The sequence below is a fragment of the Natronomonas salinimetallica genome (assembly GCF_013839515.1).
Lineage (GTDB): Archaea > Halobacteriota > Halobacteria > Halobacteriales > Haloarculaceae > Natronomonas.
This window is the reverse complement of the sequence record NZ_JACDNQ010000024.1, coordinates 1-13,275: the sequence shown is the minus strand read 5'-3', so window position 1 is coordinate 13,275 and position 13,275 is coordinate 1. Positions and strand designations below refer to the sequence as shown.

The following is a 13,275-nucleotide window of genomic DNA, read 5'->3' as shown; positions in this document are numbered from 1 at the left end:
CTCTTCGAGAAGTTCACGAAGAGACTTGGATTTGCTAAATCTTGGATCGACAAATTCCTGGGTCCCTATTTGCAAAAATTATCTTGACCATTAAGCGTCTCGTCCGCGCACAAGAGCTTCGCTCTTGTGAAGGCTGTATCCCCTCCCTACTCACTCGCTTCGCTCGTTCGTTGAGGAAGGGGCCTTAGCGCCTCAATTCAGGTAATAGGGGTTCGGCTTCTTTCGCTTCGCACCGGTCAGTGTCGGTTCTCGGCCGTACACCGTTTCGAAGACATCGAGGTCAAAGTGGTCGACGACGAACTCGACCGTCATCCGTTGGTTGTTGCTCACCAGCCCGAGTTCGGCCGGGAACTCTCCGAGAACCGATACGTCGTTGTAGGGGGATTTTTTGCCGTACTGTGTAACCTCGACCTGTGCGCGCGCCGAGTTCCGTTCTCGCCGCCGCCAGAACGTCGCGGGGTCGATATCGTGTTGGTTCCGAAGTGCGTCCGCCGGGACCTGCTGGTCGAGGAGCCGGTCGACGAGCGCCGGCGGTGGTGACGACACGCCGAACTCCTCGAAGGTCGCAAGGATCGACTCCTGGATCACTTCGCTGTCCGTCGGTTCGATGACGACGCCGTCCATATCGAGGACCACCGTGTCGTAGTTCATGGCTGTGCCGGAGGTGTGCGGTCCGTCTCCCGCCCGAGACACGCTGCCACGTCGGCCGTAGTCTTCGTCTCGAAGACGTTATACGTTGCGTTGACCGCCTCGACGATGGGCTCGTAGTCGGTCAGCGGCTCGTGGGCGTCGACCTCCCCATCGTTATCGTGGAGGTGACAGACGGTGATGCGGTCGCCGAACCGCTCGACGTACTCGCGCCAGTCGTTTCCGTTGACCGAGGCGTGGCCCACATCGAGCGTGATTCCCAGCCCGTCCGGACCGACCCCGACGTCCTGTATCGTCTCCGCCAGCGCGTCCGGCCCGACCGTGTGACGTTCGCGTCGGTCATCGTACGGTTGGTTCTCTAGACAGAGCGGAACACCGACGTCCGCCGCCCGTTCGGCACACGCTCGTAGCGACTCGATGGCGTTTTCGCGACCTTTTGCTCGAACCCAGTCGGGATAGCGTCGCGGAACCGAGCCACCATGAACGACGACGGCTCCGGCCCCGGCAGCCGCCGCGGCATCGAGTGTCCGCGTTATTTGTTCGGCGCTCGCTCGCGCCGACGCATCGTTGAAGCTCCCGAGGTTCCAGTCCCGAAACGGCGCGTGGTATGTGACACTGACGCCGTATTCCGCCGCGATCGTGCCGACCGTTTCGGGATCCGGTGCGTCCGGATGTCCCTGTAGGTACTCGGTCGTCAATTCGACGTGATCGAGGCCGAGATCGACGACGTGCTCGGTGAACTCCTCGACGGTCGCTCCGAACCGCACGTCCATCGACGCACCGAGTCTCATCGGCCGCCCTCCGCCACGTAGACGTCCCGTCCCTCGACGAACGCGCGGGTGACGGTCGGCGTTTCGGCCGTATCCACGAGGACGAGGTCGGCACGCGCCCCTGCCTCGATGCGTCCGCGATCGCTCAGACCGACGGCGTCAGCCGGGTTTTTACTCACACGTGCGACCCGTTTCGAAAGCGGTTCGCCGGTTTCTACGAACGGAGCGGCCAACAACGACGGTGGATGGTAATCGACGCAGAGGACGTCCAGTACGTCCGCGTCGATCGTCGATATCGACGTGAGGTTTCCCCACTGGCTCTCGCCACGGACGAGGTTAGGGGCACCCATGACCGTCGTCATTCCGAGTTCGTGTGCACGTGTCGCCGTATCGAGCGTAATGGGATACTCGGCGATGTCGACCCCGCGGTCGTGGAGGCGTTCGACCTCCTGTGGATCCTCGTCGTCGTGTGACGCCGTGACGACACCGTCGTCGCGTGCCTGTTCTAAGACCCGGTCGACGCGGTCGCGTATCTCGTCCATCGAGACGTCGGCTCGTTCCGCGATAAACCGCTCGGCTTCCTCGACCGTGTGGCGGTCCGACGTCTCGTAGTACTCTTTGAACGCCTCGACGTCCGCGAACTGGCCCTTCCCCGGAACGTGAGACATGACCGAGACCAGATCGACGGCATCGCGCCGTATGTCATGGATCGCTGCCGTGACGGCTTCCTCCTGGGTGACCTCACATCGGACATGAATCCGATGATCGGCCATCCACGAGTCGGCAGCTTCGATGGCGTCCGTCAGTTCCGCTGCGAGTTCGGTTGTTCGCCCTTCTTCGGGGGCGTTCTCGAAAGCGATGGCGTGGTATTTCGTGGTGATGCCGGCGGCGATGTTCGAGCGGTCCGCCGCGCCGAGCGCCATCGCGGTGTCTATCCGGGCTCCGTTCCGGGGCTGGAGATGTCGTTCGATATCGTCGCCGTGGAGGTCGACGAGACCGGGCAGCAGGTACTGTCCGCCGGCATCGATGACGTCGTCACCGTACTCCGGATCGACGTCCGGTTCGACCGCAGCGATGCGGTCTCCCTCGATTCTGATACCCCCATCCACGACGGAATCGGGAGTGACGACGCGGGCGTTCGCCAGGCAGTACGACTGTTCGATGTGCTGGTTCGTCGTCATGCGAGTACCTCCGGGTCGTAGTCTGCAACGTCGACGACACGCTGGAGCCGTGCGTCGTCGAGGACGAGTACGCGGTCGGCGACCTGCCGGACCACGTCGTAGTTGTGGAACACACCCAAGACGGTCGTCGATGCGGGCAGGTAATCACCGAGGAGGTCGAGCGCGCTGGCCCGCGTCTCGGGGTCGAGCGCACTTGTCGGTTCATCGAGCAACAGGAGACGTGGTCTGGGAGCGATCGCCCGAGCGAAATTGACACGTTGGCGCTCGCCGCCGCTGAAGGTCGCAGGATACGCGTCGAACAGCCCCGCGGGCAAATCGAGCGCGGCCAACAGCTCTCGTGCTCGTTCACGGGCGGCCTCACGGTCCGTCCCCTGTTCCCACATGGGCCGAGCCACGACGTCGACCGCGGGTACCCGTGGGATCTCATCGAGGAACTGGGAGGCGTATCCCAACTCGCTGCCCCGCACCGCGAGCACCTCGCGATCCGAACAAGTTGCCAGGTCGACCTCACCGTCCGTCGTCCGAAACCGGATCGATCCGGTCGACGGTTCGTATGTCCGGTAGACACATTTCAACAGCGAGGACTTCCCACTTCCCGATTCACCGACGACAGCGACGAACTCCCCGCCGTCGACACTAAAACTCACGTCCGCCAAACCGGGGACGGTCTTTCCGTCGATGATGTGCATCTCGAACGTCTTCGATACCGCGTCGATGTCCAGAATCATATGGCTGAGTTGATAAGTGTCTGCGTGTACTCGTGGTGTGGGTCCTCCATGATGCGGTCGGTGAGTCCGCTCTCGATGACCCGGCCGTGTCGCATCACGAGCGTCCGGTCGGCCAGCAGGCGGACCACGCCGAGATCGTGTGAGACCACGACGGTCGCTACGTCCTGTTCGCGTTGGAGTCGGCGGAACATATCGAGGACACGAGCCTGAACGCTCACATCCAGCCCCGTCGTCGGTTCGTCGAGCACGACGAGTCCCGGGTCGTTGGCGATGGCTTTTGCGATCTGGACGCGCCGTTGCATCCCGCCGCTGTACGTCTCGGTGGCGTCGTCCATCCGCGAGACCGGTACCTCCGTCTCCCGGAACAGGTCCTCGACGCGCTCGCGAACGTCGCCGTAGTGTCGCCACCCCGCCGCCAGCAGCTTTTCGGCGACATTTCCCCCACCAGAGAAGTCCAGTTCGAGGCCGTCACGGACGTGTTGGTGAACCATCCCGACGTGCTCGTTTCGCAACTCGTGGCGTGCCTGGTAGTCCGTCTCGAGCAAATTGCCGTCGTAGGCATCGTACCGCACGTCGCCGGCTGTCGCATCCGAATCGAGCGCCAGTATCTCCGCGAGGCTCGATTTGCCGCTGCCGGACTCGCCGACGATACCGAGCACCTCGCCGTCGTGCAGCCCGAAGTCCACGTCCGCGCAGGCGACAACGCTCCCACAGACCGGACACTGGTTGTCCCCGACTGCGGGTCCGGTGTGATCGATGCACTCCCCGCAGGACTGCCCGTATATCTTCGTGGCGTTCGAGACGTTCAACATCGTCACTCGTCCCCACCCCGGTTGGGCCCGGCCGGTCCGCGGTTCTCCCCGGAATCACCGTCCGACTCGTACGGGACGCTCGGGTCGGTTGGTGGCCCCCAAGTGTGGCCGTCCCCGTTTCGGTGGTGGGCCTTCGACAGTGACGGATCCGCCCGCCGTTTCTCGCAGAACGACGCGTCGTTACAGGCGTAGACCCGGCCGCCGTCGTCGGTCTCGACCTCCGTGAGGAACGTGTCCTCACTCCCGCAGTTCCCACAGGCATGCTCGGGGAATCGCTCGACTTGGAACTGGCGGTCCTCGAAGGCCAGCGGTTCGACCTCGGTGTGGGGCGGCACCGCGTAGATACGCGCCTCCCGCCCGGCGGCGAACAAAAAGAGGTTGTCGGCGTCGTCGAGTTTCGGCACATCCCAGCGTGGAATCGGCGAGGGATCCATCAGATATCGGTCGCCGACGAGTACCGGATAGCGCGAGGAGAGCTTGATCTCGCCGTACTCGACGACGTTCTCGTAGAGGGCGACCCACATCTTCGAGTAGTTGCTGTGTGCGTGGCGTCGACGGTTTGCGTCGTCGCTACCGTCGACCCGCCGGAGCGGGTCCGTGATGGGTACCTGCAGGACAAGTATCTGGTCGTCGTCCAGCACTTCTTCGGGGATGCGGTGGCGCGTCTGGATCACCGATGCCTCGGTCGCATCGGTCGTCGTTTCGACGTTCGCCGTTCGGGCCGCCAGCCGCCGGATGTTCGCCGCGTTGACGCTCTCGTCGCTCCCCTGATCGATCACTTTGAACGTATCGTCGGGACCGAGCAGCGACAGCGACGTCTGAATCCCGCCGGTTCCCCAGCCGCGAGCGAGTGGCATCTCCCGGGAAGCGAAAGGGACCTGATGGCCGGGGAGCGCAATGGCCGACAACGTGGCCCGCCGCACCTCGCGTTTGGTGTGCTCGTCCAGATAGGCGTAGTTATAACCGGTTAGCCCGTCATCCGTAACCGAATCGAGCAGGTCGTCGACCGACTCGGCCTCGGCGACGGCCGCGACGCCGCACTTGTCAGTCATCGGCGCCCACCTCCTGGGGTGCAGGATCGGTCTCGTCGGCAGCAGCGGCCGACCGCTCTCGGATCGATCGGATGCGGTCGAGGATGCTCTGGAAAGTTACGTAGTGGGGGAGTTTGAGGTGTTCGATAAATCCAAACGAATCGATGCCGTCGACCACGTCGAGGACGAATTCGGCGTCCTGTGCCGCCCCCTCGCCGTCGAGCTGGATGGCCGCATCGAGGATGCTCATCCCGATGGTCTTGCGCTCGTTACGACCGAACACTAGCCCGTACCCGAAGGAGAACTGCGGGTCGTCGGACTTCTCGTAGATCGGAACGACACACTCCGTTTCGGTTACCGCGGCGGTGGTTACCTCGACCTCGTCGCCGGTGTAGGGGTGTTCGATGGTCACCGGGAGGTCGCCGGTCCGGACCTCGCCGAGCGTGGGGTGGACCTGGCCGTAGCCGCGCAGTTCGCTGTAACCGAGTGCGGTCACTGCTCCGGTCTCGCCACGCGCGAGCTCCTGGAGGACCGCTGACCGCGGGGCCGGGAACGTAATCGGCTCCCGCGTCGCGTCGAACGGCTCCGTCCCCGCACCGGACGACGCGTCATCGTCTCGGTCCGGATCTCGCTCGGGGTCGTAGACGAGTCCGTCCTCGCGCAGGACCTCCATGACGTTCCGGAGCCGCGGGGGATCCTCCGCCTCGACGTCCCAGTCGCCAGTTGGGTCCGTCCCGTCATCGTCGATCAACTCGAAGTCGAGCAGCCGCTGGGTGTAGTCCTTCGTCGCGCCGAGCACCTGCCCGCCGGGTACGTCCTTGTATGCCGGGGAGACGCGCCGGGTCGTAAACACCTCGGCCGTCTCGACGGGAACGCTCGTCCCCCACCGTTCCAGCGTCGACCGATACGCCCGCAGCAGGAAGGCTGCCTCCGCGGTGTCGCCCTGCGCCTGCTTGACGGCGATTGCCGCCAGCCGCGGGGCGTACAGCCCACCCTCGCTCATCGCCTGTGCGGTGAGCCGCGAGAACTGCTCGCCGACCTGCTCGACCGAAATCTGGTCGCTCTCGCCCACGACACGCTGTTTCTCGAACAGTTCCTCTGCGCGCTGGATCACGTCTTCGCCGGCCTCGACGGCGACGTATCCCATCTACGCCACCTCCAACTCGGTCGACCGTGGGATCGCCGCGATCGACCGGTCGGTCGTTAGCACGGCATCGACGCCACAGGGGTATGACGACTGGGCATCTGCCAGCGCTCGCGCGTTATCTCGGGAGAACCCGTCGACGCCGAGCCATCGCTTTCCGGGCACGCCCGGACCGGACAGCGCGAGTCTCGTCACGTCGTCGGTCGGGTCGGGGTCGGTAATCAACGTCTCGACCCGGTAGACGACGGTCGCCCCGTCACTCGGTTCTTTGAGTGACCCGCGTTCGAGGTCGCGTACGGGACACTCGCTCGGGTCGGGCGCGTGGACGATGCTTGCCGCCGCCACGTCGGCCTCGCTGAGCCGTCCCTCGGTCTCGAGCGCGGACCAGACGGTCTCATCGGGTGTAAAACACGTCACCTCGTGATCGACCAGCGTAGAAAGTACCGCGTGATCGGCTGGCTCGGTCGGGGACTCGGAGACGGTGCCGGGGCGGCTCATCGCGGCGACGAGTGCCCGAAAGCAATCGCGCGTGTCGTAGACCGGGTCCATGCCGAGGGATCTCACGTGTGGTCCTCCATCTCCTCGAACTCGACGGTTGTTTCGCGGGTCTCACCCCAGCGCTCACGTCGCTCCCGTTCGCGCTCGGTTGCTGTCGCCGACAGCGATGCCACCATCTCCGCTGTGCGCGGGTGATCGCTTTCGATAGCCGCGTCCACGACCGCACCCGACAGAGCCGGCTTCTCCGCTTTCCCCGACCGCATCGCGAATCCCTTCTCGCCGTCCAGTTCGACCTCTGCCGCGGTGACGAGGACCTCGCCGAGGTTGAAAAGCTGTCGTGCGACCGGCTCGACGACCTGCTGCATAACGAGCTGTGGCGTCGGAGCCTGCAGGATTCGGACTTCGGTGCCGCCCTCGACGACGGCGTCAGCGTGGGCAACGAGCGTCTCCGCATCGCAGGCCGCGAGCATCTCGAATCGGTCCGATCGATCGTGTGGGTCTGTCATGTACTCGGTTGTCCACAGCGACACCCACTGGATAAGCCTTCGTTGGGTACTCTACGGATCGAGTCACGGTCGGTGGTCGAAGCATCCGTCCGTCCCCGAGCGACTGGACGTTTATATAGCGCTCGGGTCGGTATTGACCCTCCCGTTCGTCTACTGTGGATGTGCCCCGCGTCCGGACTCTACCTGGCCAACTGTTAATCGATCCCCCTGGATTCGCTCACCTGATGACTTCAGACGAGACGGTTACTGACGCGGCGGGTGTCTCGGGGCCGAACAACGGACGAATCGCGGGGCGAGTGAGTCGGCGGCAGTTCATTGCAGGAAGTAGTGCCGGTGCACTTGGGCTGACGGCGGGCTGTCTCGGCGGTGCCAGCGGGGGTGGCGAAACGGTTACGATGCTCCTGACGCCGGACACGCCATCGGACGTCCGCCCGCAATATAAACCCGTCACCGAGATGCTCAAGGGTGAGATCGATGGGCTCGACCTCGAAGTCGAGGTCCCACAGGACTACTCGGCGGTCCGGCCCGCACTGAAGAGCGGACAGGCCGATATCGGGATGGACGACGTGACGCTCATTTCGGCGCCGGACATACTGGACCTGTTCGGTACGGCAGTCTCGGGTGGGGCAGCGTTTTATTTCTCGATGATGCTCACCAAGCCGGATTCGTCGATCGACGAACGTACCGATCTGGAAGGGGAGATGGTCGCGTTCGCCGACCGACTTTCGACCAGTGGCTCGATCTTCGCGGTCTACGCGCTCAAAGAAGCCGGTCTCGACGTCGGTGACGCGCCCGACGGCGACCCTGTCGATTTCGAGGGCACCTGGTCGAATCACGAGGACGCCGTCCAGCGCGTCATCAACGACGACGCCAGCGCCTGCTGTACCTGGTCCGGCAACGGGATGGCCTATCTCGCAGAGGGCCAAGAACTTCCCGAAGAGGTCAAACAGGAGGACTCGTTCATCGGGAATCGAGGCCAAAAAGACGCGACACTCCGGCCGTTCTGGTGGTCGTTCCCGATCCCGAAACAACCCATCTACGCGCGCGGCGACTGGGAGTCGGATATGAAAGGCAAGATCGAACAGACGCTTTTGAACTCCGACGAGGAGCTGATCCGGGAGTACATGCCCGATGACTACAACGAGAACGACCTACCCTTTACGACACTCAGCGATACCACGATGGACAACTACCAGCCAGTCATCAAGCGGCTCAACGACCTCGGAATCGAACTCGGATAGCCACCCAAACAGGTGTTTTTATTACAATGAGTACACTGACAATCGAGAATCTGACAAAAGAGTACGGCGACGTAACCGCACTCGAGGACGTCTCCTTCGAGATCGACGACGAGTTCGTCGTCCTGCTGGGCGAGTCCGGGGCAGGGAAGTCGACCCTGTTACGGTGCGTGAATGGCCTCACAGAACCGACCAGCGGCGACATATATCTCGACGGGGAGGCGATCTCCGGCTCCCAGCCGGAGGTCGGAATGATCTTCCAGCAGCACAATCTCGTCGAGGGTATCTCGGCGTATCTGAACGCATTGACTGGCTCGCTTGCGGACACCTCAACCGCCGAGAGCCTGTTTCAGCGCCAAGACAGGGAGACGAAGACGCGGGCACTGGACGCGCTTGAGACCGTGGGACTCCTCGATGAGGCACACCAGCGTGTCTCCGAAATGAGCGGTGGCCAACAACAGCGCGTCGGAATCGCCCGCGGATTGGTACAGAACCCGTCGCTGGTGCTCGCAGATGAACCGGTCGCAAGTCTCGACCCGTCGAGCGCCGAGAGCGTGATGGGCTACCTCAAGAAGGCAGCGACCGTCCACGAGGTGACGGCCCTGGTGAGCCTCCATCAGGTCAACATCGCCGCCCACTTCGGCGATCGGTTCCTCGGGCTTCGGGAGGGTCGGCTCATGTTCGACGTCGGTCCTGACGAACTCACGCCGGCACTGGTCGACGACCTGTATGGGAGCGTCGAGACGGTCGCGCTCGCAGCTACCGACACCGACCAAACCGGCGAAGAAAAACAGCGACTGGAGGTCGAGGTGTGAGTTCAGAGCCGTCACCGGTCGACGAACTCCGCGAGTACCTCGGCTTCGCCGCGGCCGGTGACTCGGCGGTCGATAGGAAGCTCAAGGACATCAAGCGGCGGAAAACGATCCGCCGGCTCTGGGTCGGGCTGGGCGTCGTCGCCTTTGTCGCCGTCTTGCGGTGGAGTCTCACGACGGTCGATTTCTCGCTGGCGGAGCTGTACGCCCAATTGCCGGAGTTCGCCGAGGCGCTGACGGAGTACTTCCCACCGACGACGTACTTCGGCGTTCTTCCGTTCGTCGACGTGATGCAGTACTGGGAGTTCATGCTCGAAGCGGAGCTGTTCGCCGCCTCCCAGGTGACCGTCGCCATCGCTATCGCCGGGACAGCACTCGGCCTGCCCGGGGCGCTCTTTTTCGGCGTGATGGCGAGCGAGCGCGTCGTACCCTATCCGTTTAATTTCCTCTTCCGGCTGACGATGAGCGTCATCCGCGCCATTCCGGCGCTGGTCTGGGTACTCATCCTCATTCCGCTGGGTGGCGTTGGCCCCTTCACCGCGACGCTGGCGGTCATGATCGATACCACGGGATATCTGGGACGGCTGTTCACCGACGAACTGGAGGAGATCGCTGACGGTCCGATCGAGGGGATCCGGAGTACCGGTGCGAACAAATCACAGATCGTCTCCTTCGGGATGTTGAGTCAGGTGTTCCGCCAGTTCATCGCCTGGCTGGCGTTCGATCTCGAGCACAACGTTCGCGTGGCCATCAGTCTCGGTCTCATCGGTGCGGGCGGGCTCGGGCTCGAACTCAACGTCCAGCGGCGAACGTTCAATTACACGGAGATGATGGCGTGTATCATCCTGGTCATCCTGCTGGCCGGCTCCGTCGAACTCCTGAGCCAGCGCCTGCGCTCGTATCTCCGCGACGGTGACGAGGTCGAACGGACCGGCATCATCGAAGCGTTCGTTACCGCCCCGAAGAAGATCGTCCAATCGTCGATGGGGAAACGATAGCCGATGTACATCGAATCACACGGACCCAGCCGTACGCTCGATCTCAGCTGTGAACCCACGCTGCACGACCCCGTCTCTATCTCCGAGAGCGAACTCGGCAGGTGGACGGAGGTCCGTGAGGACTGCCGCCTCCAGGAATCCGAGCTGGGCGATTACAGCTACCTGATGGAACGCGTTCAGCTCGACTATTCTCACGTGGGTAAGTTTGCGAACGTCGCATCCCACGCCAGACTCGGGGCGACCAACCACCCGATCCACCGGCCGACGGCCCACCATTTCACGTACCGGCCGGCGATGTACGATCTGGCCGACGAGGACGACGAGTTTGTCTTCGAATGGCGTGCCGACCAGCCCGTAGCGGTCGGCCACGATACCTGGATCGGTCACAGTGCAACCGTCCTCCCTGGCGTCTCGGTCGGCAACGGAGCCGTCGTCGCGGCCGGGGCAGTCGTCACCCACGACGTCGAGCCCTACACCGTCGTTGCGGGCGTCCCAGCGGAGCCGATAGACCGGCGGTTCTCCCCCGAGATCGCGGCCCGACTGGAGGCGACCGAGTGGTGGCACTGGGAGCACGAGACGCTCGGTGAACGACTAGCCGAGTTCCGCGATCTCGATGCGTTTCTAGAGGCGTACGCGCCGGCCGCGTCAGTCGAGCACTGATCGGCTGTCTCACAGTGTGATGTGCTCTGGCTTTCGACCCGTGTGGAGTCTAACGGCCAGTTCTGCGGTATGAACCCAATAGAAGATCGCGCGTTCGAGCGCGCGCGTGACGCCCATCAAATAGCCGTACATTTCGGGGTCGTAGGCCGTCACGAGTTCGAACAGTTCGTTGATGTCCTGGTGGACGCTGTCTTCTTCGGCCCGGAGATCCTCGTAACGTTCGATGTCGGCCTCGAAGAGGATCCGGCGCATACAGTCGTTGATCCGCTCGCCCGCATCGAAGATATCGAGGACGCGCTTGGCGACGATGCCGGTCGCAGCCGTGTCCCGATTCTCGATGGTATCGGCGATGAAACAGGCCCGGTCCCCCACGATCTCCAGGTTCGTCGCCATTGTCGCGAGGTCCGATGCCATCCGGTTCCCCGGCCATTCCGTTGCCAACATATACGATTTTAGCTCCCCGAAGATTGCAGCATGGCGCTCGTTGGTCAGCGATTCAAGCTGTGTCGCCCGTTCTCGTGGCTCGTTTCCCTCGAAGGCGACGCTCGCATGCTCGTATTGGGACCGACTCACCTCATCGAGTCCCTCGAGCATATCCAGTAGGTTCTGTCGCCGCCTCGACCGGAGCGGTTCGGAGTCGTTGGGTGTCTCCTCGGTTAGCTGTGAGATCGACTCCGCGTGCTCATGGAGTGCGTTTTCGTCGACGACGTATCCCTTCTTAACGATGCCGTCGCGTTTGAGTTCCTGGAGGATTTCCGAGAGGTACTGCTCCGAGAGCCCCACCTCGGTGGCGAGTTCGGATTTGGTTTCGGGTGCGATGAGGTCGATCGTCTCGATGACCTGTGCGATGGTCGCCTCACGGCCGTGACGGGACCGTTTTCGCGGACGGTGCCACATCATACGGGACATACCGGCCGCACTTGGCCCAGCGAAATAGGTGTACGCACCCGAGAGTTCGGACTGCTATTGATCCGTATCCACCGAGGGTGGGCCTCAATACCGATCGTACAGCTATGTACTGTTTTGTAGACCTCATATAAGCTCTCATGTCTATCCACAAGTCAAGATTCCGTATATGGAGACACGCAAGGTCCAACTCTCCGGGGGCACCACCTACACCATTTCTCTTCCGAAACCGTGGGCGCGTGAATACGGTATCGACTCGGATTCGCTGGTGGCGATTCATCCCAACGGGGACGCGTCGCTGCTTGTCGAGGTGGTAGACGACGGCAAGCGGACGAACCGAACCACGACTGTCGACGTGGGGACCACCGACGTGAGCGCGCTCGGACAACAGGTCATCGCTCTCTACGTCGTCGGCTTCGACGGAATCACGCTTTCGGATCGAACGGGCATCACCGACGGCCAGCAGCGAGCGGTCGAGGAGGCTATCGGCGGGCTGTCCGGGTTCGAACTGCTCGAAGTCACGGACACGCGAATGCGAGTCAAAAGCCTCGTCGACGCCGAAAACGTCGATATTCGAAAGAGCGCGCTCCGTCTGCGACTGGTCGCGCTCTCGATGCTCGACGACGCGCTCTCGGCGATTGCTGATCGAGACCGGGAGCTCGCATACGACGTAGTCAGACGCGACGGCGAGGCCGACAAGCTGTTCGTGATGGTAACGCGACACTTCCGCCGATCGCTCGAGAACCTTCACGAGGTCGAGAAGCTGAACAACTCCCGTAGCGAGCTCTTCGAGTACTACTACGCCTGCCGACAGTTCGAGCGCGTCGCAGACCACGCAGAGAAGATGGCCGCATTCGTCGATCAAGAGGAACACCCGATTCCCGACGCGCTCGTCCCGTCTCTCGAGGAGTTCGGTGATACCGCCCGAGGCGTGCTCGACGACGCCGCCGACGTCGTGCTCACCGACGCGGACGTAGAGATGGCACACGATGCGTTGGCCAGACGCGACGCGCTCTGTCGCGACATCGAGGCCGCCGATCGCGAACTGTACGACTACGGCGAACCCGACGTCGCCTACACGACCGGACTCCTCTTGGACAGCATCGAGCGGATCGCCAACTACGGTGCGAACGTCGCGGAAATCGGTATCCAACAGGTACTGCGTATGAACGCGACCTCATACTGACGGACAAAAGAATGTACACACGACGCACGAGGATCACGCCGTTCGACGGAGCGAACGGCGGATCACTCGTGAGTCGGTTTCATTGGCTGTGTTGAATCGCCATACTGCGGTGGAATTCACGGTTTCACAGCTCGCTTGATGTTATAGACGACACACA

At 62.9% G+C, this 13,275-nt stretch carries 15 protein-coding genes; 5 read left to right on the top strand and 10 right to left on the bottom strand.

Features of this window, described 5'->3' with window-relative positions; all coding sequences use genetic code 11:
* Window positions 1-192: 192 nt before the first annotated feature.
* Genes HZR14_RS14030 through phnG form a run of 9 tightly spaced genes read right to left on the bottom strand, consistent with a single transcriptional unit; the run spans window position 193 to window position 7,318 of the window.
* Window positions 193-651 carry an HAD family hydrolase gene (locus HZR14_RS14030; RefSeq protein ID WP_181693504.1) on the bottom strand — a complete coding sequence of 153 codons (459 nt, stop codon included), beginning with the start codon at window positions 649-651 and terminating at the stop codon, window positions 193-195.
* Window positions 648-1,439, bottom strand: a complete 792-nt coding sequence (locus HZR14_RS14025; RefSeq protein ID WP_255479285.1) for a sugar phosphate isomerase/epimerase family protein — start codon at window positions 1,437-1,439, stop codon at window positions 648-650. Before HZR14_RS14025 ends, HZR14_RS14030 begins: the two co-directional genes overlap by 4 nt.
* Window positions 1,436-2,599: an alpha-D-ribose 1-methylphosphonate 5-triphosphate diphosphatase gene (locus tag HZR14_RS14020; RefSeq protein WP_181693503.1), complete on the bottom strand. Its 1,164-nt coding sequence runs from the start codon at window positions 2,597-2,599 to the stop codon at window positions 1,436-1,438. The genes HZR14_RS14025 and HZR14_RS14020 overlap by 4 nt, the downstream gene beginning before the upstream one ends.
* Complete coding sequence (locus HZR14_RS14015) at window positions 2,596-3,327, bottom strand: phosphonate C-P lyase system protein PhnL (RefSeq protein ID WP_181693502.1); 732 nt, start codon at window positions 3,325-3,327, stop codon at window positions 2,596-2,598. Before HZR14_RS14015 ends, HZR14_RS14020 begins: the two co-directional genes overlap by 4 nt.
* On the bottom strand, window positions 3,324-4,139 hold the full coding sequence (locus tag HZR14_RS14010) for an ATP-binding cassette domain-containing protein (RefSeq protein ID WP_181693501.1): 816 nt from the start codon (window positions 4,137-4,139) through the stop codon (window positions 3,324-3,326). Before HZR14_RS14010 ends, HZR14_RS14015 begins: the two co-directional genes overlap by 4 nt.
* A gap of 2 nt (window positions 4,140-4,141) precedes the next feature.
* Entirely contained in the window at window positions 4,142-5,191 is a 1,050-nt protein-coding gene (locus HZR14_RS14005; RefSeq protein ID WP_181693500.1) for an alpha-D-ribose 1-methylphosphonate 5-phosphate C-P-lyase PhnJ, read from the bottom strand.
* Entirely contained in the window at window positions 5,184-6,317 is a 1,134-nt protein-coding gene (locus HZR14_RS14000) for a carbon-phosphorus lyase complex subunit PhnI (protein ID WP_181693499.1), read from the bottom strand. Before HZR14_RS14000 ends, HZR14_RS14005 begins: the two co-directional genes overlap by 8 nt.
* Window positions 6,318-6,878: a phosphonate C-P lyase system protein PhnH gene (gene phnH / locus HZR14_RS13995; protein WP_181693498.1), complete on the bottom strand. Its 561-nt coding sequence runs from the start codon at window positions 6,876-6,878 to the stop codon at window positions 6,318-6,320.
* Window positions 6,875-7,318 (bottom strand): phosphonate C-P lyase system protein PhnG, encoded by a 444-nt coding sequence (phnG, locus tag HZR14_RS13990; RefSeq protein ID WP_181693497.1) that lies wholly within the window; start codon window positions 7,316-7,318, stop codon window positions 6,875-6,877. The genes phnH and phnG overlap by 4 nt, the downstream gene beginning before the upstream one ends.
* A 224-nt stretch (window positions 7,319-7,542) precedes the next feature.
* Between phnG and HZR14_RS13985 the strand changes: the two genes are divergently transcribed.
* From HZR14_RS13985 to HZR14_RS13970, 4 genes are read left to right on the top strand one after another with little or no spacing between them, the layout of a single operon-like run.
* Entirely contained in the window at window positions 7,543-8,559 is a 1,017-nt protein-coding gene (locus HZR14_RS13985) for a PhnD/SsuA/transferrin family substrate-binding protein (protein WP_181693496.1), read from the top strand.
* Window positions 8,560-8,585: 26 nt separating this feature from the next.
* On the top strand, window positions 8,586-9,371 hold the full coding sequence (locus HZR14_RS13980; protein WP_181693495.1) for a phosphonate ABC transporter ATP-binding protein: 786 nt from the start codon (window positions 8,586-8,588) through the stop codon (window positions 9,369-9,371).
* A complete protein-coding gene (gene phnE, locus HZR14_RS13975) occupies window positions 9,368-10,366 on the top strand; it encodes a phosphonate ABC transporter, permease protein PhnE (RefSeq protein WP_181693494.1) in 999 nt (332 codons plus the stop codon). The genes HZR14_RS13980 and phnE overlap by 4 nt, the downstream gene beginning before the upstream one ends.
* A 3-nt stretch (window positions 10,367-10,369) precedes the next feature.
* On the top strand, window positions 10,370-11,026 hold the full coding sequence (locus tag HZR14_RS13970; protein WP_181693493.1) for a DapH/DapD/GlmU-related protein: 657 nt from the start codon (window positions 10,370-10,372) through the stop codon (window positions 11,024-11,026).
* Between the two features lie 9 nt (window positions 11,027-11,035).
* Here the strand turns inward: HZR14_RS13970 and HZR14_RS13965 are convergent, their stop codons facing one another.
* Window positions 11,036-11,935 carry a helix-turn-helix domain-containing protein gene (locus tag HZR14_RS13965; protein ID WP_181693492.1) on the bottom strand — a complete coding sequence of 300 codons (900 nt, stop codon included), beginning with the start codon at window positions 11,933-11,935 and terminating at the stop codon, window positions 11,036-11,038.
* A gap of 166 nt (window positions 11,936-12,101) precedes the next feature.
* On the opposite strand from HZR14_RS13965, the gene HZR14_RS13960 reads away from it, so the two are divergent.
* Window positions 12,102-13,118, top strand: a complete 1,017-nt coding sequence (locus tag HZR14_RS13960) for a phosphate uptake regulator PhoU (RefSeq protein ID WP_181693491.1) — start codon at window positions 12,102-12,104, stop codon at window positions 13,116-13,118.
* Window positions 13,119-13,275: the final 157 nt, after the last annotated feature.